The 25,983-nt window shown below is 36.2% G+C and carries 17 protein-coding genes; 16 read left to right on the top strand and 1 reads right to left on the bottom strand.

The annotated features are described in order from the left end of the window. The first annotated feature begins 1 nt into the window (after position 1). Both ACIQ4I_RS07545 and ACIQ4I_RS07540 read left to right on the top strand, forming a co-directional pair. A complete protein-coding gene (locus tag ACIQ4I_RS07545) occupies positions 2–1,210 on the top strand; it encodes an ABC transporter permease (protein WP_403094706.1) in 1,209 nt (402 codons plus the stop codon). 478 nt (positions 1,211–1,688) lie between these two features. Then, entirely contained in the window at positions 1,689–2,066 is a 378-nt protein-coding gene (locus tag ACIQ4I_RS07540; RefSeq protein ID WP_403094703.1) for a YhjD family protein, read from the top strand. On the opposite strand, the gene ACIQ4I_RS07535 is transcribed toward ACIQ4I_RS07540, so the two are convergent. Next, positions 2,032–2,601, bottom strand: a complete 570-nt coding sequence (locus tag ACIQ4I_RS07535) for a competence protein ComK (protein ID WP_403094700.1) — start codon at positions 2,599–2,601, stop codon at positions 2,032–2,034. The genes ACIQ4I_RS07540 and ACIQ4I_RS07535 overlap by 35 nt on opposite strands. A gap of 529 nt (positions 2,602–3,130) precedes the next feature. Between ACIQ4I_RS07535 and uvrB the strand changes: the two genes are divergently transcribed. The 14 genes from uvrB (at position 3,131) to addA (ending at position 25,971) form a co-directional block, all read left to right on the top strand. After that, complete coding sequence (uvrB, locus tag ACIQ4I_RS07530) at positions 3,131–5,113, top strand: excinuclease ABC subunit UvrB (RefSeq protein ID WP_403094697.1); 1,983 nt, start codon at positions 3,131–3,133, stop codon at positions 5,111–5,113. Continuing rightward, entirely contained in the window at positions 5,110–7,983 is a 2,874-nt protein-coding gene (gene uvrA / locus ACIQ4I_RS07525; RefSeq protein WP_403094694.1) for an excinuclease ABC subunit UvrA, read from the top strand. The genes uvrB and uvrA overlap by 4 nt, the downstream gene beginning before the upstream one ends. A gap of 660 nt (positions 7,984–8,643) precedes the next feature. After that, positions 8,644–9,876: a DUF4097 family beta strand repeat-containing protein gene (locus ACIQ4I_RS07520; protein ID WP_403094693.1), complete on the top strand. Its 1,233-nt coding sequence runs from the start codon at positions 8,644–8,646 to the stop codon at positions 9,874–9,876. Between the two features lie 334 nt (positions 9,877–10,210). Then, positions 10,211–10,897, top strand: coding sequence for a cell division ATP-binding protein FtsE (gene ftsE, locus ACIQ4I_RS07515; protein ID WP_403094690.1), 687 nt, complete (start codon positions 10,211–10,213; stop codon positions 10,895–10,897). Next, complete coding sequence (gene ftsX / locus ACIQ4I_RS07510) at positions 10,887–11,771, top strand: permease-like cell division protein FtsX (protein ID WP_403094687.1); 885 nt, start codon at positions 10,887–10,889, stop codon at positions 11,769–11,771. The genes ftsE and ftsX overlap by 11 nt, the downstream gene beginning before the upstream one ends. Positions 11,772–11,799: 28 nt before the next feature. Continuing rightward, on the top strand, positions 11,800–13,092 hold the full coding sequence (locus tag ACIQ4I_RS07505) for a murein hydrolase activator EnvC family protein (protein ID WP_403094685.1): 1,293 nt from the start codon (positions 11,800–11,802) through the stop codon (positions 13,090–13,092). Positions 13,093–13,407: 315 nt separating this feature from the next. After that, positions 13,408–14,046, top strand: a complete 639-nt coding sequence (locus ACIQ4I_RS07500) for a hypothetical protein (RefSeq protein ID WP_403094682.1) — start codon at positions 13,408–13,410, stop codon at positions 14,044–14,046. 138 nt (positions 14,047–14,184) lie between these two features. Further along, on the top strand, positions 14,185–14,760 hold the full coding sequence (locus ACIQ4I_RS07495; RefSeq protein ID WP_403094680.1) for a TlpA disulfide reductase family protein: 576 nt from the start codon (positions 14,185–14,187) through the stop codon (positions 14,758–14,760). An 80-nt stretch (positions 14,761–14,840) separates the two neighbouring features. After that, entirely contained in the window at positions 14,841–16,271 is a 1,431-nt protein-coding gene (locus tag ACIQ4I_RS07490) for a S41 family peptidase (protein ID WP_403094677.1), read from the top strand. Positions 16,272–16,384: 113 nt separating this feature from the next. Next, on the top strand, positions 16,385–17,554 hold the full coding sequence (locus ACIQ4I_RS07485; RefSeq protein WP_403094674.1) for a PDZ domain-containing protein: 1,170 nt from the start codon (positions 16,385–16,387) through the stop codon (positions 17,552–17,554). An 11-nt stretch (positions 17,555–17,565) separates the two neighbouring features. Beyond that, positions 17,566–17,796 carry a CsbA family protein gene (locus ACIQ4I_RS07480; protein WP_403094671.1) on the top strand — a complete coding sequence of 77 codons (231 nt, stop codon included), beginning with the start codon at positions 17,566–17,568 and terminating at the stop codon, positions 17,794–17,796. Positions 17,797–18,122: 326 nt separating this feature from the next. Then, entirely contained in the window at positions 18,123–18,746 is a 624-nt protein-coding gene (locus tag ACIQ4I_RS07475) for a TVP38/TMEM64 family protein (RefSeq protein WP_403094669.1), read from the top strand. Positions 18,747–18,809: 63 nt separating this feature from the next. Then, positions 18,810–22,316, top strand: a complete 3,507-nt coding sequence (gene addB, locus ACIQ4I_RS07470; RefSeq protein ID WP_403094666.1) for a helicase-exonuclease AddAB subunit AddB — start codon at positions 18,810–18,812, stop codon at positions 22,314–22,316. Beyond that, positions 22,300–25,971, top strand: coding sequence for a helicase-exonuclease AddAB subunit AddA (gene addA / locus ACIQ4I_RS07465; protein ID WP_403094660.1), 3,672 nt, complete (start codon positions 22,300–22,302; stop codon positions 25,969–25,971). Before addB ends, addA begins: the two co-directional genes overlap by 17 nt. Positions 25,972–25,983 lie beyond the last annotated feature (12 nt).

Genomic DNA, 25,983 nt, shown 5'->3' with positions numbered 1-25,983 from the left:
GATGCGAAATTTCTTCCTTGTATTCAAACAATCCTTTCAAGAAAGGGTCACATCGAAATCGTATCTGCTTACGACGATTTCCTTGATCTTGATTTCGGTTCTCGCAATATCCTTGCCAAGTATTCTTGATAACTTTTCAAATAAGAAAGAAAAGGTCGTGGTGCTTGACCAAACAGCCAATATTACGGTTGAAGAATTAAACCAAGGATTAAGGAGTTGGGACTGGGAGGAAGGATCTGAAGATAAGCTAGAGACCTACAAAAAAGATGCCCAGGCAGGAGACATACTCGGTCTTTATATCATTTCGGCAGTCGATAATAATTACACAATTGAGTACTATTCGAAATCTAGTGATGTCCAATTAAATTCAGAATTAACGTCCTATATACAAACGAAAAAAATCCAGCAAATTGCCTTGAAAAATAACTTATCTGTTGCGGATCAACAAACCTTATTTACCCCTATCGAAGTCGAAAAGCAACAATTTACAGCTGAAAATGAAGCATCCATTTTTGTGACCTATCTTATGTTGATGTTCATCCTCATGGCAATTATGATGTATGGTACGACCATCGCAACCGGAGTTGCCTCCGAAAAAGCATCACGGGTGATGGAGGTTATGGTGACCAAAGTTAACCCGCTCGCGATGATATTCGGGAAAATATTCGGTATTGCGCTGGCAAGCCTCGTTCAATTCACAGCTTTCTTCGGCGCCGTCGCCCTGTACTTAAAATCAGGAATCGTCAAACCCGCAGAAAGCCTGGGCAATTTCGATCTCAATTTATCAGCCCTTACCATACAACATTGCGTATACTTCTTTATCTTTTTCTTACTAGGCTATTTCTTATATGCCTCGATATACGCCGTATTTGGCTCAATGGTAAGCCGACCAGAAGAACTGAATGGAACAACGATGCCCGTTACCATCTTACTCATGGCAAGTGCCTTTTCCGGGATTCTATTTGTAATCGATAATCCTACATCCGTACTCGCCAAAGTTCTGGCTATTTTCCCATTCACGTCGCCCTTCAACATGATTATTTTAGTCATGAAGAATGCAGCATCGGGCCTAGAACTTACGATATCCATATTAGCACTCGTAATCACAACATTTGCGCTCGGCTATATGGCTGCCAAAGTTTATCCAAAAGGCATCCTCCACTTTGGAGAAAACTTAAAACTACGTCAGTTACTTACACGGCAATCTTAGGAGATAATAAAGTAGTTTAAATTTAGTCTAAGAAATGTAGTAGGGGCTGTCTAAAAGGTCCTGTTACAAGAAAAACAAGGAAATAGTATGGTGAAAATTAATTTTACAAATCAAGAGATAGAACAACTATGGCTGGTTCTTCGTTTCAGATGACGAGTCCTCGAAAATGCATTCGCATTTTCTTCATGCGGTGCTAATTCAATGTCCTGCGGGAAAAGCGTGAGCCTTGAGATCCTGGACGTAGCGAATGGGAAAGCTCAAGCCACGCCCAGGAAAGCGTTCACCAGAAACGGAAAACCATTTGCAAACATCAAAAAAGTACAATTCAAATCAATTTTTGAATTGTACTTTTTTACTTTTAGGATATCCCCTTTAAAAGTTTATTTACCAAATATTACAATACCTATTTACTTGTCAAAAGCGTGACTCCATTGTAAAATTAAATCAGAACATTTGTTCTTAATTTGGAGGTGGAATGATGTTGAATTTATCAAAGGAAGCAATCCAAATGCTAGAACAGGTCATTTACTTACCAATGGTTTTACAAATTCTACAAAGAGACTGTCAGGCGTTTGAACAAGGCACTTTTAAACTAAAACAACCATATATTAAATTGGTCGAACAGACTATATCATTTGTTCAAAAAGAATTAGCAGGGGCTAAACGCTATTTACGTCAAAATCAGTTACAGGTATTTCGTGGTGAGCGGGACGATTTATTTTCGGAATACATTTTCGTACGTCAACGTGCACAAGATTGTCGGCGATATTCTAATATTCGGCTACGGAACCATGTAGAAGATTTACTGTCTTATTATTTAGCTAAGGCACAAGAAATAACTCATTGCGAACAGTAGCAAGTACACTTTCAGCATAGTGTTGCTGTAGCATATTATCCATATGACGGAAGTATAAAATGGATGCATAGTATTGCTGTCTTGAAAGGGTTGTGAAACTAATCTGCTCTTCTGTATACACATCGTTTTTAAAATGTAGGCCTATACCTTGTTTACCGATTAATGAATGCCCTCTAAAGTTTTGCCACAGAATCCACGTATTATGATTCTTTTTAGGAGATGCAGTTGGAAAGAAAATATACGGCTTATTAAGAACAGACAAAACAATGGGAAGTTTAATCATATTTTCTTCCTTACTTGAATTTACATTTACCTCTCTAAAAATACTATTGGAATAATTTAAAGTGACGTCTAAAGTAGTTCCTAATGATGCACAAATGCGATTCATCAAACGTGTTACTGTACATGGCACTACATATCTTTTTTCTAATTCCAAGACTAACGAGTAATTATGTCCATCAATTATCATAGGTTTTAACATACAAATATTAGGCGTCAAACAAAAATCATAAAGACTAACCATTCTGTAGTTCATTTTAGTTCCTCCTTTGCGATCAAAGTATTGTTTCGAATGACGATACCAATAGTGAAAAATTAATGTGTAAATTGTGTATAACAACACCCGCTTTCTTTCCTGAAATGTTATGAGAAAGTAAAAAATTTGCATATTCATGATGTTTTTTCTATACTATCAAAAAGTATTTAGAATAGAAAAATGACAAAAATGATCATTTCGTTGGCAAAATTAATCGTTTGCCTGGACTAAACGAGCAGTTTGATTGGACCAAAAAATTTTTAATCAACTGTTTTTTTAATTTATCTTTTTCGCAAAATCTCCCAAGGACTAGCAACTAAAATGACTTATATTGAAAAGAGTACAAGTCAAGAAATTGCTAACAGAAATGGTAGAGGACTATACTCATTCGGAAGATCAAATACCGTTCAATTAGAGCGGTTTTTTTATTACAACTATCTAAAACGTACGTTCGCGTTTTTCTCGATATTTTCTAACAGCTATGTTAAAATATAGCTACTAGATTGCGACGAACGAGGAGGACAAAATAATGGAGCAGGAATTTGATTTGCATTCACCCTACAAGCCCAGCGGAGACCAACCAACCGCTATTCAAGAACTTGTTGAAGGTGTAAAACAAGGTAAGCAACATCAAACATTACTTGGGGCAACAGGAACAGGAAAAACATTCACCGTTTCTAATGTGATTAAAGAAGTAAAAAAGCCAACACTTGTAATTGCTCATAATAAGACACTTGCAGGACAACTATACAGTGAATTCAAAGAATTTTTCCCAAATAATGCAGTTGAGTATTTTGTTAGTTACTATGATTACTATCAGCCAGAAGCGTATGTGCCACAAACAGATACTTATATTGAAAAAGACTCCAGTATTAATGACGAGATTGATAAGCTACGACATTCTGCAACATCTTCTTTGTTTGAACGGGATGATGTAATTATCATCGCATCTGTTTCTTGTATTTATGGTTTAGGTAATCCAGAGGAATATCGAGAAATGGTTGTATCCATTCGAACTGGTATGGAAATTGAGCGTAATCAGTTATTGCGAAAATTAGTGGATATCCAATATGAACGAAACGACATTAATTTTACTCGTGGTAAGTTTAGAGTACGTGGAGATGTGGTTGAAATTTTCCCAGCATCTCGTGATGAACGCTGTATTCGTATTGAGTTCTTTGGTGATGAAGTAGATCGTATTCGTGAAGTTGATGCCCTCACAGGCGAGATATTAGGTGAACGTGAGCATATAGCAATCTTCCCAGCTTCTCACTTCGTAACACGTGAGGAAAAAATGTTAAAAGCAATCGAAATGATTGAAGAAGAATTGCAAGATAGATTAAAACAGCTTCGCTCAGAAGATAAACTTTTAGAAGCACAACGATTAGAACAACGAACGAATTATGATTTAGAAATGATGAAAGAAATGGGCTTCTGCTCTGGTATTGAAAACTATTCACGTCCTATGACCCTACGTCCACCAGGAGTAACCCCATACACCTTGCTGGATTATTTCCCTGAAGACTTTTTGTTAATAGTGGATGAAAGTCATGTTACATTGCCACAAATTCGTGGGATGTATAACGGTGACCAAGCACGAAAAAATGTCTTAGTAGAACATGGTTTCCGTTTACCATCTGCACTTGATAATAGACCGTTAAAATTTGAAGAATTTGAGAAACATATTCATAACGCCATTTATGTTTCGGCAACACCAGGTCCTTATGAACTGGAACATACACCTGAAGCGGTTGAACAAATTATTCGTCCGACAGGTTTATTGGATCCTGAAATTGAAGTGCGTCCAATTGAAGGACAAATTGATAACTTAATTGATGAAATTCAATTACGCGTAGAACGTAATGAACGTGTACTAGTAACGACTTTAACGAAGAAAATGTCAGAGGATTTAACCGATTACTTAAAAGAAATAGGCATTAAAGTTCAGTATTTGCACTCTGAAGTTAAAACGTTAGAACGTATCGAAATCATTCGGGAATTACGCATAGGTACGTATGATGTCTTAATTGGTATCAATTTATTGCGTGAGGGATTAGATATTCCAGAGGTTTCGCTAGTGACAATTTTAGATGCAGATAAGGAAGGTTTTTTACGATCTGAACGTTCACTAATTCAAACAATTGGACGTGCGGCTCGTAATGCCAATGGACATGTCGTTATGTACGCAGATCGTATGACGGATTCCATGACGAAGGCAATTGAGGAAACAAACCGTCGTCGAGAAATACAAATGGCTTACAATAAAGAACATGGTATTACACCAAAAACGATTCAAAAGAAAATTCGAGATGTAATTCGTGCAACACAAGCAGCAGAAGAACCAGAATCTTATCTAACAAAAGTGACGAATGGTAAGAAATTAACGAAGGTAGAAAAGACAACATTACTAGAATCACTAGAAAAAGAAATGAAGGATGCAGCAAAAGCGCTTGATTTCGAACGTGCGGCTGAACTTCGAGATACTATTTTGGAATTGAAAGCGGAAGGATGAGCAGTTTGAAAAATCAAGAAATCGTTGTACAAGGAGCACGTGCTAATAATTTAAAAAATATTAATGTAAAAATTCCGCGAGATCAATTAGTTGTCATGACTGGACTTTCAGGTTCTGGTAAATCGTCACTTGCATTTGATACGATTTATGCAGAAGGGCAAAGACGCTATGTGGAATCACTTTCTGCCTATGCGAGACAATTTTTAGGACAGATGGACAAACCAGATGTAGATGCCATTGAAGGACTATCACCAGCAATTTCAATTGACCAAAAAACAACAAGTCGTAACCCGCGTTCTACAGTCGGAACAGTGACAGAAATCTATGATTACTTACGTCTACTTTTTGCGCGTATCGGAAAACCAATTTGTCCAAACCATGGTATTGAAATTACGTCTCAGACCGTTGAGCAAATGGTGGATCGAATCGTACAATACCCTGAACGAACAAAGCTGCAATTACTAGCACCGATGGTATCTGGTCGAAAAGGAACACATGTTAAATTATTAGAAGACTTGAAAAAACAAGGCTATGTTCGAGCACGAATTGATGGAGAGCTACGAGATTTAGATGACAATATCGAATTAGAGAAAAACAAAAAGCATAATATTGAAGTGGTCATTGACCGAGTGGTATTAAAAGAGGGTGTAGAGTCTCGTTTAAGTGATTCTTTAGAAACAGCTTTAAGATTAGCGGATGGCCGAGTGATGGTCGATGTGATGGAGTACGAAGAATTGTTGTTCAGCGAACATCACGCTTGCCCAATTTGCGGATTCTCTATTGAAGAGTTAGAGCCTCGTATGTTTTCATTTAACAGTCCATTTGGAGCTTGCCCACAGTGTGATGGACTTGGTACAAAGCTTGAAGTAGATGAAACAATGGTCATTCCAGATTGGGATGTAACGCTAAATGATGGCGCGATCGTGCCATGGAATCCAGTCAGTTCTCAATTCTATCCACAATTATTAAAGTCTATATGTGACCATTACGGAATTGATATGGATATACCTGTAAAGGATATACCAAAAGAGCAAATGGATAAAATATTACATGGCTCAGGAGAAGACTTCATTCATTTCCATTATGAAAATGAGTTTGGGAATATTCGTGATCAAGATATTCAATTTGAAGGAGTTTTACGGAATGTAGAGAGACGTTATCGCGAGACTTCTTCAGATTATATTCGTGATCAAATGGAAAAATATATGGCACAGCAACCTTGTCCATCTTGTCATGGTCATCGTTTAAAGCCAGAAACATTGGCTGTGAAAATTGATGGGAAGCATATTGGTGAAGTGACAAAATTCTCTATTAAAGAAGCCTACACATTTTTCCAAGAGCTCAAACTATCAGAAAAAGATATGCAGATTGCGCGTCTTATATTAAGAGAAATACAAGAACGACTTAGCTTTTTAATAAATGTTGGTCTTGATTATTTAACATTAAATCGAGCAGCTGGTACTTTATCAGGTGGGGAAGCACAACGTATTCGTTTAGCGACTCAAATTGGATCGCGTTTAACTGGTGTTCTCTATATTTTAGATGAACCATCAATTGGACTACATCAACGTGATAATGACAGATTGATTGCGACATTACAAAGTATGCGCGACCTTGGAAACACACTAATCGTCGTAGAACATGATGAGGACACGATGCTTGCGGCTGATTACTTAATTGATGTTGGTCCTGGTGCGGGTGTACATGGCGGTGAAATTGTCGCAGCTGGTACACCACAGCAAGTAATGAAAAATAATAATTCGCTGACAGGTCAATATTTAAGTGGTCGTAAATTTATCCCACTTCCAATAGAGCGAAGAAAACCGGATGGTCGTTTCCTTAAAATTAAGGGTGCGAAAGAAAATAATTTAAAAAATGTAAAAGTTGATATTCCGTTAGGCGTCTTCACGGCAGTTACTGGCGTTTCAGGATCTGGAAAAAGTACTTTAGTAAATGAAGTACTTTACAAATCATTAGCGCAAAAGTTAAATCGTTCAAAAGTAAAGCCCGGTGAAGTGAAAGAAATTGAAGGAATTGAACAATTAGAAAAAATAATCGATATCGATCAATCGCCGATTGGTAGAACACCACGCTCAAATCCAGCCACTTATACAGGTGTGTTTGATGATATTCGGGATGTATTTGCTGTGACCAACGAAGCGAAAATACGTGGCTATAAAAAAGGACGTTTTAGTTTTAATGTCAAAGGTGGTCGCTGCGAAGCATGTCGTGGTGACGGTATTATTAAAATAGAGATGCATTTTTTACCTGACGTTTACGTACCATGTGAAGTGTGCCATGGAAAACGTTATAATCGCGAGACATTAGAAGTAAAATATAAAGAAAAGAGCATTTCAGATGTATTAGAAATGACCGTTGAGAATGCATTGGAATTTTTCAAAAATATCCCGAAAATTGCACGGAAATTACAAACGATTGTCGATGTAGGTTTGGGGTATATAAAATTAGGCCAACCTGCTACTACATTATCTGGTGGGGAAGCACAACGTGTAAAATTAGCATCTGAATTGCATAAACGTTCCAACGGTAAATCTATTTATATTTTAGATGAACCAACAACAGGTCTGCATGCAGAAGATATTTCGCGTTTACTAAAGGTATTACAACGTTTAGTCGACAATGGTGATACCGTTTTAGTGATTGAGCATAATTTAGATGTCATTAAAACAGTAGACTATATCATTGATATGGGACCAGAAGGTGGCGACAAAGGTGGTACAGTCATTGCCAAAGGTACACCGGAAGAAGTAGCTGAAACAGATTGCTCTTATACTGGGTTTTACTTGAAGAGGATATTACAACGAGACCGTGATCGTATGGAAGAAGCAGTTGCGGGTGCAAAAAAATAGTTGCCTAGGCAACTATTTTTTCTGCGACGAGCAAGCAAAGCGGCAAAGCTAATTATTGTTTCAGGTTACAATATCGTCGGGAAAACAACTGTCGAAAAGGCACTTGAAATGTAAAAACCTTGAAAAATTATAATGGAAATCTTAGATAGCGATATTTTTTGATGTGGAAATAGCGAAGACTCCTGCAGGAAAGCGAGACAGGTGAGACCCCGTAGTGAACGAAGTGAGGCCACTGAAAAAGTAAAAAAAGCTAAATTTTTATGATGAAAATTTTGTATTGCCATCTTCGTTGAAGTGGAAATAGCGGAGACTCCTGTGGGAAAACGAGCTAGACGAGACCCCGGAGCGCAGCGAGGAGGCTCGTCAGTTCGCCCACGGAAAGCGAAGCTAACTCCACTTCATTCAATAGCAGATATATACTATAAATATTTGTTTTACTACACTTTTTAAGTAGCCTCAACGCTCGCCCGCGGAAAGCGAAGCTAATTCCACATCACGAAGAAAGCAGATTAATACTTGAAAAGCGGAAAGTCAATGTATTGAAATGTTCGTAGTTAAACACCAAAAATGGATTTATGAAATTGATTCAAATAGAATAAAATGAAACTTTTTTCCGGGCAATTCGTAACTATTAGTAATACGAACAAGGAGGCCATTTAAATGCAAAATGAACGTAAACGCATTTTAGATTTAGTTGAAAAAGGCACCATTACAGCTCAAGAAGCGATAGTATTATTAGAAAAACTGGAAGAATCATCTACACAATCAATGGAAAATCAGCATCAAGATAGCTTAGACAATACAAATACGCAATCAAAATATGAACAACCCCAATTTAATACAAAAGAAACAAATCAACAATCCCAATCGTATTCGCAAACAAATGATGAACAATATTCTTGGCAAGAGCAAGGGCAATCATCTAAACAATATCAATCTTCAAAGGGAGTCGATGAAACATTCTTCGAAGATTTGAAGAGGGATTTTACACAATTCAGTTCAAAATTTGTTGATTTGATGAATACTGCTGTTTCAAAGGTAAAAGAATTTGACTTTGATAAGTCATTTATTGATCCTAATTTCTTCGAAAAAGAAGAAATAATTGAAACATCAGATTTTTCAAATATAAGTATAGACATTCCAAATGGCAATGTTGAAGTGAAACCATCAATAGATGGTACGGCAAGAGCTGTTTATAAAGTGAGACCTTCGTTTGTCAAGATAAGTGATGATCTAGAAAAAGAATTCCGAGATCAATTTGTTTGTAAGAATGACAACGGGACGTTACGAGTAATTAGTACAACAAAGAAAATCCGTGTCGACGTTACTTTATATATTCCTCAAGCAAATTATAATACGGTAACAATCCATCAATTTAATGGTGGGTTCAGTACAGGAAATATTAATATTGAAAAATTGAAAGTGAAAACGATGAATGGCAGAATAGACTGTAAATCCTTTAATTTTAGAAGGGTGGATTTGGAAACCGCGAATGGTGCGATTGAAGTTCGCGATGTAGCCGGCGATGAACTAGAAGCAGAAACAGTTAATGGTCGTATTTATGTTGATGGTGCTATTAGTGAAATCGAAGCAGAATCTGCTAATGGACATGTGGTAGTTACAACTCGTTCTCAAGAAGCAAAGAGCATCAAAGCACAAACAGTAGCAGGTACTGTAGAAATCTATATACCAAGTACAGTCTCTTTACAAGGGGAAGTTTCATCTAATCTAGGAAAGATGGATGTTCGATTACCAGATATACAGCGTTTAAATGAACAAAGTCAATTTTTACAAAAATCTGTTCAATTCTCTAAAAAGATTGAGGATTCATCAACTTTAGTCATTGATGGAGAAACAAAGACAGGCTCAGTTATTGTTAGATATAATTTATAATCAAAGAGTTTTGACAAAAACCGGGGAGATTTTCTCTCCGGTTTTTTTAGGTTTCGAAATTTGGCTGAATAGAGGCAGATCTCCAAAGTCCGCTCCCACCAGTGCCAAGGGCTATTGAATTAATATCAATATCGTGTGAGCCATTAAGAGGCATGCGCGGAGCTAGATAGATTACAAACAAATTTCATGCAAAACATTTATTTTTCATCAAATAAACACATTTAAATATATTTAATGATTTGAAATAAAACTGTAATGATAGAAAACTAGTACAATGTTATAATAGTCTTAACTAAAATTGGTTAAGTTTTACTATAAAATAGGTGGTAAAAAAATGATAGAGATGAAGAATGTCTATAAAAAGTACCCAAATGGAATCGTTGCGATTAATGGACTTAATATAAAAATTAACCAGGGAGAATTTGTTTATATCGTTGGTCCTAGTGGTGCAGGTAAATCGACATTTATTAAAATGATGTATCGTGAAGAAAAAGCAACAACAGGCGAAATTATTGTCAATGGAATGAATTTAACGTCATTAAAGAGTAAGGAAGTACCTTACTTAAGAAGGCAAATCGGTGTCGTTTTCCAAGATTTCAAACTCTTACCAAGATTAAATGTGTATGAAAATGTCGCATTTGCACTTGAAGTGATTGAAGAAAATCCGACAAAAATTCGTAAGCGCGTTATGGACGTGTTGGATTTAGTTGGTTTAAAAAAGAAAGCAAGAATGTTTCCTGATGAATTATCAGGGGGCGAACAACAGCGTGTATCAATTGCACGCTCCATTGTTAATGTACCAAAAGTGGTTATTGCTGATGAACCGACAGGGAATTTAGATCCAGATACTTCTTGGGATATTATGAATTTATTTGAAGAAATAAATGCACGTGGGACAACAATTATTATGGCAACGCATAATAGAGAAATTGTAAATAACATGAGACGTCGCGTTGTGGCAATTGAAGGCGGTCTAATTGTTCGTGATGAACATGGAGGTGACTACGGTTATGAAATCTAGCACCATAAGTCGTCACATAAGAGAAAGTTTCAAATCAATTGGGCGAAATGGTTGGATGACTTTCGCATCTGTAAGTGCAGTAACCGTTACATTATTATTAGTTGGCGTATTTATGGTAATCATGATGAATTTAAACAAGGTTGCTACTGATGTAGAGAATGATGTAGAAATCAAAGTTCTCATTGATTTACAAGCTGATTCAAAAGCTGAAACAACCTTGCAGCAGCAAATTAAGGACATGCCGGGTGTAGAGTCGATGAAATATTCATCGAAAGAGCATGAATTAAACGGTTTAATAGAAGATTTTGGTGAAGATTTAAGCTTATTCAAACAAAGTAATCCATTAAGAAATGTGCTTTATGTAAAAGCAGAAAATCCTCAACAAACAGCGACAGTAGCTAAACAAATTGATGCTTTAGATAATACTTATGAAGTGTTGTATGGAAAAGGCAAAATTGAAAAGCTATTTAATTTCTTAAATATTAGTAGAAATGTTGGGATTGTATTAATTATCGCATTGCTTCTTACTGCGATGTTCTTAATCTCCAATACGATTAAAATTACGATTACAGCAAGAAGAAAAGAAATTGAGATTATGAAATTAGTAGGGGCAACAAACTGGTTTGTACGTATTCCATTCGTTTTAGAAGGTATGTGGCTAGGATTATTAGGGGCTATTATACCAATTGTAGGTGTCACTATTTTATATTCACAACTTTATAGTGTAATTGCTCCGAAAATGAAAGGTGAAATCTTCCAATTATTAGATGTAACACCATTCATCTTTGAAGTAGATTTATTAATATTATTGATGGGTGTCTTCATCGGTATTTGGGGAAGTTTTATGTCAGTAAGAAAATTCTTGAAAATATAATATTCGATAGAGCTAAGGGGGGCACCAGTTGAACAAGAAAACCAAAAGTTTTACGAGCGCAATTGCCACGACACTAGCACTTACATTGTTTATGCCATCTGTAAATGTTAGTGCCGAATCTATCAATCATTTAAAAGATAAACAACAAGAATTAAATCAAAAAACGTCTGAATTAAATTCGGATATTCAGAAAAAATCAACAAAGATTAACAATAATCAATCAAAGATGGATGGCATTATGGAGCAAATATCAAAGCTTGATAAAAAAATCCTGAAAACAGATAAAGAAATTACAGTCGCTTTAGAGAAAATTGATCATACTACTTCAGAAATTAATGATTTGAAAACATCTATTGCTGACTTAGAAAAGAAAATTAATGAACGTGATGATCTACTACAAGATCGTGCTAGAGCAATTCAAGAGAATGGTGGTTCAGTAGGATATGTAGATGTTCTACTGAAAGCAGAAAGTTTTACTGATTTTATTGATCGTATATCAGCAGTTAATACATTATTGGAAGCTGATCGCCTGATTATCCAAGAGCAAAGTAATGATAAGAAAAAGCTAGAAGAACAAAAGGTAACGTTAGATGAAAAGTTACATAAACAAGAAATCGATCGTGATAAACTCACTTCATTACGCAGAACATTAGATGCAAAGAAAAAGGATAAAGATCAATTGATCGATAAATTAGAAGCTGAACAAAGTAATTTAAAATCTGAGAAGAAGTTATTAGAAAAAGAATACTCAGAAGCAATTAATATTAGCAAAGAAGTCGAAAAAGATATCGCAAAAGAACAAGAACGTTTAGCTAAAGTTGCTCGTCAGCAAGCAGAAGCCGCGGCAAAAAGCTCTAACGTAACAACAGTATCAAACGAAGGTGAAACAGGGGATATTCCAGAAGTAGCAAGTGGTACTTGGACAAAACCTACAAACGGGACCCTTACATCAGGATTTGGATGGCGTAATATTGGCTTCGGTCCTGAATTCCACTATGGAGTTGATTTAGCCAATAAGCAAGGCACACCGATTGTAGCAGCAGCTGATGGAGTAGTGTTCCGTGCTAGCCCATTATCTACATATGGAAATGTTATCATGATCACACATTCTATTAACGGACATACATTTACGACAGTCTATGCACATTTAAGTGGATATAAATCTACTGTAGGGCAATCTGTGAAAAAAGGACAAGTTATTGGCTATATGGGCCAAACTGGTCGAGCATATGGAAGCCATCTGCACTTTGAAATTCATACAACAGCATGGAAGGGACAAAGTGTAGGAGCTATTAATCCATTAAGATATATTTCCTTATAGTAGTTAGTTTGAGCTATTGAAGACTATTCTTCAGTAGCTTTTTTTTATGCAATGAGAAATAGAGGAACATCAAATTGTTTGCTACTATTGATTAGAGTGGCTTTATTGTCGATTACGTGCCCTTTATTCATGACTTTATATTGCATTCGCGAACTCGATATTTTACAAAGAGAAGGTGCCTAGTCCACCATACAATCATTCGTGTGTAGCAGGATATGAAGATCTTTAGCCAAAGAAGAAGCTTGTTTTGTATGACCTTATAATTTAATATACGGTATAGGGTATACATCATTCGAACATGGAGGTGGGAAATAAATGCAGGTAACTGAATGGTATAGCATCAGAGCACTTACGATGCCATCTTCATGGGTCGCTCTATTTATAAGTTTTGTTCTAATGGGACTATTATTATGGATATTATATAGTAAAGAGATTGCATCTATTTTTTCTGATGTAGCTTTGCAACTCATATTAATATGGAAATTTAGTGTCATTGTCACAGACTTTTCAATGGTTATCAAGCATCCACTGACAATATTATATTTTAATGGTGGTATGATGGGATTTGTACTAGGTATATTGTTTATATGCATCAAACTTTGGCATAAATTACGTCAATGCGGTTTTAAAGGCGAATATTTACAAGCGGTATTTGTCACAAGTATTCTTTGTTCCAGTATGTATCAAATATTGATGGCTTTTCTAAATGATGCTGCACTATGGCAAAGAGTACTTACAATCACGAGCTTTACATGTTGGATTATGCTAGCATTATGGAAAAGAAAGGCTGATTTTACTTGGCATAAGCAATTGTTACTTCTATTTCTTTGTACACATGCATTTGTCGCTACATTGCAGCCATTAGGCATTTGGCAATTGTCTGTGCTAGTGACAACAATGCTCGGCTTATTTAATCTCGCTTTAACAAGTAGTAAGTTCTCTAAAACTAAGTAATGTAAGATAGATAAAACTTAGGTGGAATACAACTGTCGCAGAAGTCCAATTGATTCAACTAACAAACGTAGGGGAGAAGGACGACCCTATGTTTGAAATTTCATTGTCTGTATTATTGCAATCTAGGAGGCTACAAAGTTGAAAAAGAAAATATTTGGTTTGCTACTAATCGTGGCATTAATCGCTATTGCACTAACAAATTTTGTAAAATCAAAAGTAGAAGAAGGCCAAAAAGTCGATACATCATCTACTCAAGTCTCAGCTAAAGTGGAGAAAAATAGCGGTTTAGCAATTAACCAAACAGCGCCGAATTTTAAACTGAAAACATTAGATGGTAAAGAAGTACAACTCTCAGATTATCTAGGAAAAAAGGTTATTTTAAATTTCTGGGCAACTTGGTGTCCGCCATGTAAAGCAGAAATTCCTCATATGGAAAAATATTATAAAAAACATGCAAAAGAAGATGGTGTGGAAATTCTTGCTGTTAACTTAACAAAATCTGATAAAGATGAAGATTATATTCGAGATTTTGTAAAATCATATGATATGACCTATCCAGTTTTATTGGATGAAGATGGGGAGCAACAAAAACAATATGAAATTGTCACAATTCCTACGACTTTCTTTATCGATAAAAATGGTAGGATTCAAAAAAAGGTTGTTGGACCAATGGATCAAGAAATGATGTCACAAACTATTGCTAACTTAAAATAATAACGGTCCGTCCACCATTTTCGGGTTTTAAATTTCGTTTCCTATTCATATATTAGATGGATATGGGAGGGACGAGATAAATGCGAAAATGGTGGCTTTATTTATGTATGGTTTTTGTATTATGTGTAGGGACATTTGCTTTTGTGAAGTACCAGAAAACAGACGCGGTAGTAAAAGAAGAACGAGGAGTATTGAAATCTGTAGGAGAAGCTTACGAGCTAATTCGCAAAGAGTCTGTCCATGAAACGACAGAAAAACAGCTTGTAGAAGGAGCTATCAATGGGATGGCTGGTGCACTAAAAGATCCGTATAGTACGTACTATACGAAGGAAGAGGCGAAGTTGCATAGGGAACAATTATCAGATGAAAGGGTCGGAATTGGCGCAGAGATTACTGTAAGTCAAGGTCGTTTTATCATCGTATCACCGGTGAAAGATTCTCCAGCTGAAAAGGCAGGATTAAAACCATACGATGAAATTGTACAAGTGAACGGTGAACGCACCGATGGTAAAACATTAACAGAATTATTAGCCCTTATTCGAGGGGAAGCAGGTACAAACCTAAAGATGACAGTTTATAGACCGTCAGAAGATCGCCATGTGGAGTTAAATATGACAAGGGCTGCGATCACCCAGACGTCGGTTAAGAGTAAAATATTGGTTTCAGACAACAAAAAAATCGGTTATATTTCGATGACAGTATTCGGAGAGAAGACAGCAGAAGAGTGGTATAAGAATACTAATGAGATTTTGAAACAACAAATTTCTGCCTTAATAATAGACGTTCGAAGTAATCCTGGTGGTTATTTGAAAAGCGTGGAGCAAGTGATTGGAAGTTTGGTACAACCCAATACAACCTATGCTTATATGGAAAATGCAGTAGGAAACCAGCAACCTTTACAAGTAACGAAGAAAAGAATGGCATTTAATTATGATGAAAGATTAAAGACGCTACCCATTGTATTATTACAAGATGAAGGTAGTGCTTCTGCGAGTGAAGTTTTAAGTGCAGCATTAAAAGATTTAAACCGTGCTTCTATTATTGGCGTGAAAAGCTTTGGAAAAGGAACAGTTCAAGAAACGTGGCCACTATCTAACGGTGGTGAGCTTAAGCTTTCAACACATAAATGGTTAACTCCAAAACGTGAATGGATTCATGGCAAGGGAATCAAAGCAACATTAGAAGTAGAACAAAACCCATTATTCCATATGAAATTCCCACCAATGACGGGGAATTTTAAAGAAGGAGATTTTTCTGAAAGTATTCAATCTGTTCAGGAAGTTCTAAAAGCTCAAGGGTTTTCAATTAGTAGAGTGGATGGCTATTTTGACAGAACAACGGCAAAAGCAGTAGAAGAATATAGTAAAAAACATATGCTCACTAATGGAAATAAAATGGATGAAAAATTCCTTTTTGCATTACACGAAGAAATGGTGAAATTTAGAGAGAATCAGGAAAATGATATGCAACTACAAATGGCAATCGGTTATATCAATCATCAATTAAAATAATAGGCGAAATCTATTTGGCGTATAGGTCGAAAAAGACTTCGTTTTCAAACGGCTGTTTGATACAATGAAGAGACAATACTATTTATAGCAAAAATTGAAAGGTGATGCGAACTATGTATTTAGACATTGTCATGGAACTCTTAAAAGGCATCGGCCGTTTCTTTTTAAATCCGTTATTATATGTTGCTATCATTTTCTCTATCTTAATAGGCTATCGTCGTGTAAAAGGGGAGAGAAAATCTTTTAATATACGAATTTTCTGGGGCTGGTCTGAGACAATTTTAATGATAAAAGAAGGCTGGTTACTTGGATTAGTCATTTCGATTATTAGTATTGCAGTTGGTTTAGTGGTTCCAATTCAATTTATCGTTTTAAGTGCTGCTGTAGGTGTCATATGCTTACTAACATTCTATTATCATCTAGCATCTGCAGCATATTCCTTAGGAATCGCTTTTATCATTTTGTGGTATACATATATAACTGATGGTTCATGGCATTTCTTAAATTGGGACGTTACGAGTGCATCAATGCATGTGGGTATGCTGGTAACGATACCAGTTATGATTGGTCTTTTACTAATTGCAGAAGGATATTTAATTAAAAAAAATGCAGCAAAACTTGCATCTCCTAAAATATTAAAAACAGAACGTGGACTACCATCAGTTATTTATCTAGCAAAACGTTTATGGCTACTACCAATATTCTTTGTGTTGCCAAGTGGAGCGATTCAAGAATATATTCCATATTGGCCACAGATTCCACTAGGCAGTGATTCATTTTCATTGATTCTAGTTCCGTTTGTGATTGGATTTCAACAACGTTCACGTAAAATGCTTCCAGTACATTTCTATCCACAATTAGGTAAAACGATAGAAATGTTAGGCTTCCTTGTATTAGCAGAAGCAATTGTCGCTTATTTCTTCCCGATTATGGGGATCGCAGCAGTTTGTGTTGCAATTGTTGGACGAGCGTTGATTTCAATTATTTACTCAATAAGTGAACGTCATGGTAGTTATGCTGTGACTCCACAAGATACAGGGGTTATGGTAGCTGGCGTTTTACCAGATTCACCAGCAGAAGCAATGGGCATTCAAGTAGGTGAATGTATTCGTAAGGTCAATGGAATTCCTGTGAAAACAGAGGACGAGCTTTATGAAGCATTGCAAATCAATGCCGCCCATTGTCGACTCGAAGTACTCGATCAAGATGGTGAAGTTCGCCTAAGACAACATGTCATTTACCGTCATGACCATTTTAGAATCGGCTTACTCGTTGTACGATAGGGAGTGATTGAATGTCGGTGATAAAATTGTTAATGGCGCTTATACTTCCTGGCTTATTGGTTATTTTATTTACGCGAATTACGTTTAAAAATTATGTAGGTTTAGCCCTTTCAGTAGCATTAATGGCGGCGTCAATTTATGCAGGCTACACTCATCCGCCTATATTGTATGTAGTGGATGCAATTTCGCTAACAATTGGTTTCTGGTATGCAACAAAGATGATGAATCGACATAATAACTGAAATAGAAGAAGCTTGTCCTTAATTGTGACAGGCTTTTTTATTTGTATAAGAACATGTCACTTTTAGCTTTATCTGTCACATGTTCTTCACACACGAATGATCAATAAAAAATCATGAAGAAAAATAGTTCATACTACATTAAAGAATAATGGAACTATTGTATAATGTATGGAAAGAACCAGCATGTTATAGAAAGTGGTTATTTTTCGAACTATGTAGAATGCTGTCCTTTTGCGCAACTTATAGGTGTTTGAATCGCTCCTATTAACTGAATAGAAATATAATCGAAAAAGTTAAAAAGGTAAAATAAAAAGGAGGCAATTGGAGTGCCAGATTGGTTATCCATTGAAAATTTTCAGTCACTAGCACATCAATATCGCTTAATTGGTACTCTATTGGCCATTGCATTACCACTCTTGGAATCGTTTTTGCCATTCTTGCCATTAGCCGCATTTGTAGTAGCTAATGCCAGTGCTTATGGTTTGTGGTGGGGTTTCCTATTCTCTTGGGTTGGTGCAGTATTAGGTTCGTATTGTGTATTTTTAATTATACGTAAATTTGGTAAAAGTAGAATTTTACGTTTCGTTACAGAAAGAAATACAGTGAAAAAATTAATCCATTGGGTTGAATATCAAGGTTTTACCCCATTATTCATCTTATTATGTTTTCCGTTTACCCCTTCAGCACTTGTCAATATAGTGGCAGGGTTATCTAATTTGAAGAAAAAAAGATACCTCATTACAATTATGTTGGCTAAATTTGTGATGATTTTTATCATCAGTTGGATTGGCTCTGATTTACGAGCTTTGGTTACGAATCCAATTCGGACATGCCTAATCATTACCATCGTGCTCTTGTTATGGTGGGGAGGAAAGCAAGTGGAAGCGAAAATGAATGAAAAAGTAGAAAGAGATATGAGAGAATTTTCGAAAAATAAAAAGGTCCACTAGAACATTAGTTCTTATTTTGTGTTAGAGTGGTAGTAGATATATATGCAAGTTAGGAGGATTAAGATGTCTCTACGTATTGTAACAGGACGCTCAGGAACGGGGAAATCAACACTCATACAGCAAGAGATCGCTGCTGAGGTTCAAAAGAGAACGATTGGTTCACCTATTTTTTTGATCGTTCCAGATCAAATGTCATTTTCTGTAGAATATGATATGACGCATAATTACAAAGTAAAAGGATTAATACGAGCGCAAGTCACTACTTTTAAGCGTTTAGCGTGGCGTGTTTTGCAAGAAACAGGTGGAATCAGTCGAAAAGAAGTGAATGGTTTTGGTTATCGAATGCTTATAAGGAAGCTACTTGATCACCATAAAGAAGAATTTACTTTGTTTAGAAAAGCTGCGGATAAACGTGGATTCACAGCTGAAATGGAATCATTATTAAAAGAATTTAGCAGATATAGTTTAGATAGTGCAGCGCTAATGAATCTAGAAGAAAATTTAGGACAAGTTGAAGCTCCTCAAACTTTACGAGATAAAGTCCATGACTTGCATCTCCTTGTTCAGGCAATCGAAGAATCCTTGGGAACTACATATGTAGATAGTGAAGGATATTATCCTTTACTAACTACACAGTTAGTAAATTCTGAAATAATTCGAAAAGCAGATATTTATATAGATGGATTTACAGCTTTTACGACCAGGGAGTTTGAGTTGGTTCAAGAACTATTAAAGGTAGCCAATCGTGTTACCGTTGTTTTACCAATGGAAGCAGAAGCGGATGCAGATGATGAACAATCTTTGTTTTATCAATCAGCACGAACATGCGCGAGATTAAAAGAGTTAGCATTTGAGAATGGCATTGAAGTCGAACCAATAGCTCATTGTACGCAACAATATCGATCTAATACAGATGATTTACGCTATATTGAAAGTCAGTTTGAAGTATTTCCGCCAATTCAACAAGAAAGTGATGGCAGTGTAGAAATTATCGAAGCAGCCAATCGACGTTCAGAAATTCATGCTATTGCAAGAAAAATTAAAGAATTAACCCGTAATGATCAGATGCGTTATCGTGATATTGCCATTTTATATCGTCAGGCAGATGTTTATGATCCACTGATTTCAACAACTTTCCCACAATATGATATTCCCTTCTTTGTCAGTCAGAAAAAAACAATGCTTCATCATCCACTAATTGAGCTAAGCCGTTCAGCATTAGAAACAATTCAATCTGATTGGAAGTATGAACCTATTTTTCGTGCAATTAAAACTGACTTATTCTTCCCAATGACTTCAGATATTCAAATTTGGAGGGAAAGAGCAGATATACTTGAAAACTTCGTATTAGCTCAAGGAATATATGGAAAACGTTGGTTTGAAGAAAATCGCTGGTTATATAAAAAATATCGAGGTTTAGAATTATATTCAAAGAATCAAACAGATGAAGAGAGAGCTTACCAAAAAGAAATTGAAGCAGTACGAGCGCAAATAAGAGAACCCTTAAAAGCTTTCGAAGATCAATTAAAAGGGGCTTCAACTGGTGAAGATATTGCCACAGCTTTATATACTTTTATAGAAAAATTGGAAGTTTTCGATAAGCTGCAAGCATTGAAGGATCGTGAAATTGAGAAAGGTCGTTTGCTAGAAGCAAGTGAGCATGAGCAAGCTTGGAACAAGTGGGTAGAAATATTAGATCAGTTTGTTATGCTGTTCGGCGATCAAAAAATGACAGTAGAGGAAGCGTTCGAAATTTTAGATGAGGGCTTCGATACATTGGAATTTTCTCGAATCCCACCCTCACTCGACCAAGTAACCGTTGCAACATCGGATATTGCACGTCTAACGAAGTCAAAAGCAGTATTCGTAATCGGCGTAAATGAAGGTGTCTATCCGAAACGTATTGATTATGAGGGGTTATTAGGAGACAACGAACGTGAATGGTTTACGCAAATTGGTTATGAAATCGCACCTACATCCAAAACACGATTACTAGAAGAAGAATTCATCACATACCATGCTTTTACAATGCAATCTGATCGATTAATCGTGTCGTATGCGATTGCTGATGAAGAAAGTAAAGCCCTATTACCTTCGTTATATATAAAACGTTTGGAAGATCAATTAAAAAATATTAAGAAAACGGTTGCTTTAGTCGATCCTAGTGAATCGACAAATGAGCAAAATGCACTTTCTTACATTGTTCATCCTAGAACTTCTTTAGCTTATTTAATGAAGCAACTTCGTTTACATCAGGAAGACCATGAACTAGGAGAAGAGTGGCTTGCTTTAAAACGTTATTATGAAGATGATCCATATTGGAATACTGTTTTAGAGCGTCTAATGCGACCGTTGAAAACACATAATAAAGCAGAAAATCTAACACCTGAAATTACAGAAGCATTATATGGAACTACGATGACTTCTAGCGTTTCTCGTATCGAAAAATTCTATCGTTGTCCATTTGCTCATTTTTCTTCATATGGTTTGCATTTAGAAGAAAGACCAGAATATCGATTGGAAACTCCAACAATAGGAGATTTATTCCATGCAGCTTTAAAATGGATTGGGGAAGAGACAGATCGTTTGAAAATCACATGGGCACAGCTATCAAATGAACAGTGTACATTATTAGCAAAGCAAGCAGTGGAAGCGATATCGCCACTTCTCTATCATCAAATCCTTTTAAGTACAGCACGTTACCGTTATATTCAGCGCAAACTTACTTATATTGTGCAACGTACACTGCAATCACTAAGTCAACATGCAAGAGTTTCAGGATTTAAGCCGATTGCTGTCGAAGCTGCATTTGGACCGGGAGATCCATTACCACCGCTTGTTATCCAACTAAAAGATCATAAAACAATGCAAATGCGTGGTCGAATTGACAGAGTAGATGCGACGATGGTTAATGGTAAACCCTATATTCGTATAGTGGACTATAAATCATCTGCACATAAATTAGATTTGAATGATGTTTACAATGGATTATCATTACAAATGTTGACGTATTTAGATGTTGCCATAACAAATTCTGAAGAATGGCTACCGATTCATGCCGAAGCAGGTGGTGTGCTCTATATCCATGTCCATAATCCAATGCTAAGTACAAACAATAGTTTATCTATAGAAGAAGCAGAGAATGAGCGGTTGAAAGGTTTTAAAATGCGCGGATTATTGTTAGATGATTATGACTCGATTATAGCAATGGATGACCAATTATCAGAGAGTGGAGGTTACTCTCAAGTAGTTCCAATCTATATGAAGAAGGACGGTAATACGTCTCCTAATCTCTCATCTGTTATTGCACCGAAAGATATGCAGTCTCTCACAAACTTTGTTCGCAATAAGCATAAAAGTGCTGGAGAAGAGATATTAGAGGGTTGTACAGACATTAGTCCATTTAAAATGAATCAACGAACAGCATGTGAATTCTGTTCATATAAGAGCGTATGTCAATTTGATACTACGGATACCAATCAACATTATCGTCAACTACATGTAGAAAAATCAGGAGAAATCATCGATAAAATTCGTAAGGAGGCTGGCACAGATGATTCAGATTCCTAAGAAACCAGAAGATGCGACTTGGACAGATGAACAATGGAAAGCTATCTGGGCAACAGGGAAAGATATATTAGTTTCTGCTGCTGCAGGTTCAGGGAAAACAGCTGTTCTTATAAATAGAATGATTGAAAAAGTCATTTCTACTACAGAGCCAATAGATGTTGATCAGCTTCTAGTTGTAACGTTTACAAACGCTTCAGCCGCTGAAATGCGCCATCGGATGGCGAATGCTTTAGAAAAAGAAATTAGTAGAAATCCTCAATCCAAGCATTTACGTAGACAGCTTAGCTTGATCAATAAAGCACAAATATCAACATTGCATTCATTTTGCTTAAATATTGTGCGTCAATATGCTTACTTATTAGATGTTGATCCAGGTTTTCGAATTGCAGATGAAACAGAAGTAGCTTTATTAAAGGATGATACCTTAGCAGAAGTATTAGAGACAGCTTATGATGGAGAAAATGTAGAAGATATCTATCGTTTAGTTGATAGTTTCACTTCTGACCGTGATGACCAAGCGATTGAAGTGTTACTCAATAAGCTTTATGAAATGTCTAGAGTAAATCCTGAACCAATTAAATGGCTGCGTTCTTTACCAGATCATTATACGATTGAAGAAAATACTACAATTGACGATTTAGAAATGACTACACATATTAAGAGGGCTATTTTACACAGTATTGATGGAGCGATAGCTTTAATTGAAGAGGTACGTGAACTTTCTTTACAATCTGATGGACCATTTGCTTATGGAGAAACTGCGCAGAAAGATCTAATCCTGTTCCAAGAAGCAAAAGGATTCATAACAGAACGTAGTTGGTCTGAAGCCTATATTTTCTTCCAGTCTGCGAAATTAGATCGGGCAAAATCGCAGAAAAAAGGTAGCTGTGATGAAGTGTTACTAGAACTTGCGAAAGCAAAACGAAAACAAGCGAAGGAACTGTTTGAGAAACCTATCGAAACTTATTTTAAACGTACTCCTGAGAGACTATTAGATGAAATTCGTTTGATGAAACCTATGATTGAAACATTGGTAGAACTAGCTATTCAATTCAGTGAGCAATATGGCAAGGCTAAGAGTACAAAAGGGGTAGTTGATTTTTCAGATTTAGAACACTTTGCATTGTCTATTTTAACGGATGAAGTAGACGGTGAGCTTGTACCATCTTCTGTAGCACTTGATTATCGTGCACATTTTAAAGAAGTTTTAGTCGATGAATACCAAGATACGAATCGCTTGCAAGAAACCATTTTGCAACTTGTGAAAAGTGGAAATGCATCAAACGGTAATCTGTTTATGGTTGGTGATGTGAAACAATCTATTTATCGATTCCGTTTAGCTGAACCAACGTTATTTTTGCATAAGTATTTAAAGTACAATGAAAATCCAACTGATACAGGGTTACGAATCGACTTAAATGCGAACTTTCGTAGTCGACCGGAAGTATTGCATGGTACGAATTATATTTTCCAACAAGTAATGGGAGAAGAAGTCGGTGAAGTTGCTTATGATGAAGCAGCCGCTTTAAAGCCTAAAGCTCCTTATGATGAAAAAGAAATGCCTCTTGAATTGGCAATATTACATACAGCTGAAAAAGAGGAAGAACAAACCGATTCTGAACTATTAGATGAGGAAGACTTGAAAAAGTCGCAACAAGAAGCAAGATATATTATTAAAGAAATTCGCCGCATAATGGATTCGAATATGGTTGTTTATGATCCATGGGAGAAAAAAGAAAGATCCGTCGAATATCGAGATTTTGTCATTTTGATGCGATCCATGACTTGGTCTGTTGATATTGTGGAAGAGTTTAAAACAGCTGGTATTCCACTTTATGCGGAAATTTCAAAAGGTTATTTTGAAGCACTTGAAGTGATGATTATGTTAAATACATTGAAAATCATCGACAATCCATATCAAGATATTCCATTTGCGTCTGTATTAAGAGCACCGTTTGTAGGTTTAACAGAAAATGAATTAGCAAGTATTCGTTTAGCAGATCCAAAAGCAGCCTTTTATGATGCATTAAAACAATTCGTTCGAAACGAAGGAACAGGACTAAAATCAGCAACAGCTGAGAAATTACAACGATTCTTGTTACACCTAGAAGATTGGCGCGATTTAGCTAGACGTGGTTCATTGGCTGATTTAGTCTGGCGAGTATATATGGACACAAATTATTATGAAATGGTCGGTGCCATGACAAATGGTAAGCAGCGTCAAGCTAATTTACGAGCCTTACATGATCGAGCAAATGCCTACGAAAAAACATCTTTCCGAGGATTATTCCGCTTTTTGAGATTTGTAGAGCGGATGCGTTTAAGAGGAGATGATTTGGGTGCTGCTCGTGCAATAAGTGAAAAAGAAAATGTGGTACGTCTAATGACAATTCACTCCTCTAAAGGTTTAGAATTTCCGTTTGTATTTGCTGCAGGACTGGGTAGAGAATTCAACAAAATGGACTTCCATTTACCTTATCTATTTGACCAAGAATTTGGATTGGCGGTTAAAATGATAGACCCGGAAAAGAGGATTCAATATACGTCTTTCCCATTTTTAGCAATGGTTGAAAAGAAGACACTAGAAATGAAATCGGAAGAAATGCGCATTTTGTATGTTGCGATGACGAGAGCAAAAGAAAAGCTATATCTAGTTGGTACGGTGAAAGATTGGGAAAAAACTCAAAAAAAATGGGTTGATGCAAAACGACTTAATCCTGATACGATGCTTCCGGATTATATTCGAGCTAGTGCGAAAAACTATTTGGATTGGATTGGGCCAGCATTTGCAAGTCATCCAGATTTTGAGGGTAATGAAGAAAGTGTTAAGGAATTATCACGTTGGAAACTTACTGTCATTGATACAGATGATTTCAAATCAATAAATGATGAGGTAACTATAGAGGAAGAACTTGTACAAGAAGAACCACAAGTTGATGAAGCAATTTTAAAAGAAATTCAAAATCGATTTGATACACCTTATGCCTTTGAACACGCTATTACAAAACGATCCAAAACATCTGTAAGTGAGTTGAAGCGTTTACAACATCTAGAATCACAAGAAGAACCAGAGTACTTTACTAAAGTCTCATCAAATCAGCAAAGAGTAGCAACAAGACCTGCATTTTTACAACAACATTCATTAACAGCTGGAGAAGTTGGTACGGCTATGCATACAGTTATGCAGCATATTCCTCAAGAGGGCATACACGATGAAGAGGCGGTCCGTCAATTTGTGAAAATATTAGTGGATCGTCAACTTTTAACAGAAGAAGAAGGCACTGCAGTACAAGCGTCTAAAGTTGTAGCATTTTTTGAAACAGAGATTGGGCATCGATTCATGAATGCGCAAGAATTACACCGTGAAATGCCATTTACAATTAGTCTTGAGGACAGCGAGCATGATACACAAATTGTACAAGGGGTAGTAGACTGTTTACTAAAGGATTCAGATGGACAATGGATTTTACTCGATTATAAAACAGATCGTATTCTGCCAAGGATGAAAACAATTGAAGGATTGCAAGCAGAAATGGTTGATCGATATGAAGTTCAACTTTCATTATATAAGAGAGCGTTAGAGGAGATTTTAAAAATTAGCGTGCATGAAAAAGTAATTTATGCATTTGATGCTAAGCAGTCAATTCGATTGTAGGAGGAAGTTAAA

This window comes from Rummeliibacillus sp. NPDC094406 (genome assembly GCF_044763875.1).
Taxonomy (GTDB): Bacteria; Bacillota; Bacilli; order Bacillales_A; family Planococcaceae; genus Rummeliibacillus.
Note: the sequence above shows the minus strand (reverse complement) of the source record. Positions and strands in the feature narration are given on the sequence as shown.

Coding starts and splice junctions, on each gene's coding strand:
- ACIQ4I_RS07545 (WP_403094706.1), top strand. CDS start 2: ATGCGAAATTTCTTCCTTGTATTCAAACAATCCTTTCAAGAAAGGGTC.
- ACIQ4I_RS07540 (WP_403094703.1), top strand. CDS start 1,689: ATGTTGAATTTATCAAAGGAAGCAATCCAAATGCTAGAACAGGTCATT.
- ACIQ4I_RS07535 (WP_403094700.1), bottom strand. CDS start 2,601: ATGAACTACAGAATGGTTAGTCTTTATGATTTTTGTTTGACGCCTAAT.
- uvrB (WP_403094697.1), top strand. CDS start 3,131: ATGGAGCAGGAATTTGATTTGCATTCACCCTACAAGCCCAGCGGAGAC.
- uvrA (WP_403094694.1), top strand. CDS start 5,110: ATGAGCAGTTTGAAAAATCAAGAAATCGTTGTACAAGGAGCACGTGCT.
- ACIQ4I_RS07520 (WP_403094693.1), top strand. CDS start 8,644: ATGCAAAATGAACGTAAACGCATTTTAGATTTAGTTGAAAAAGGCACC.
- ftsE (WP_403094690.1), top strand. CDS start 10,211: ATGATAGAGATGAAGAATGTCTATAAAAAGTACCCAAATGGAATCGTT.
- ftsX (WP_403094687.1), top strand. CDS start 10,887: ATGAAATCTAGCACCATAAGTCGTCACATAAGAGAAAGTTTCAAATCA.
- ACIQ4I_RS07500 (WP_403094682.1), top strand. CDS start 13,408: ATGCAGGTAACTGAATGGTATAGCATCAGAGCACTTACGATGCCATCT.
- ACIQ4I_RS07490 (WP_403094677.1), top strand. CDS start 14,841: ATGCGAAAATGGTGGCTTTATTTATGTATGGTTTTTGTATTATGTGTA.
- ACIQ4I_RS07485 (WP_403094674.1), top strand. CDS start 16,385: ATGTATTTAGACATTGTCATGGAACTCTTAAAAGGCATCGGCCGTTTC.
- ACIQ4I_RS07480 (WP_403094671.1), top strand. CDS start 17,566: ATGTCGGTGATAAAATTGTTAATGGCGCTTATACTTCCTGGCTTATTG.
- addB (WP_403094666.1), top strand. CDS start 18,810: ATGTCTCTACGTATTGTAACAGGACGCTCAGGAACGGGGAAATCAACA.
- addA (WP_403094660.1), top strand. CDS start 22,300: ATGATTCAGATTCCTAAGAAACCAGAAGATGCGACTTGGACAGATGAA.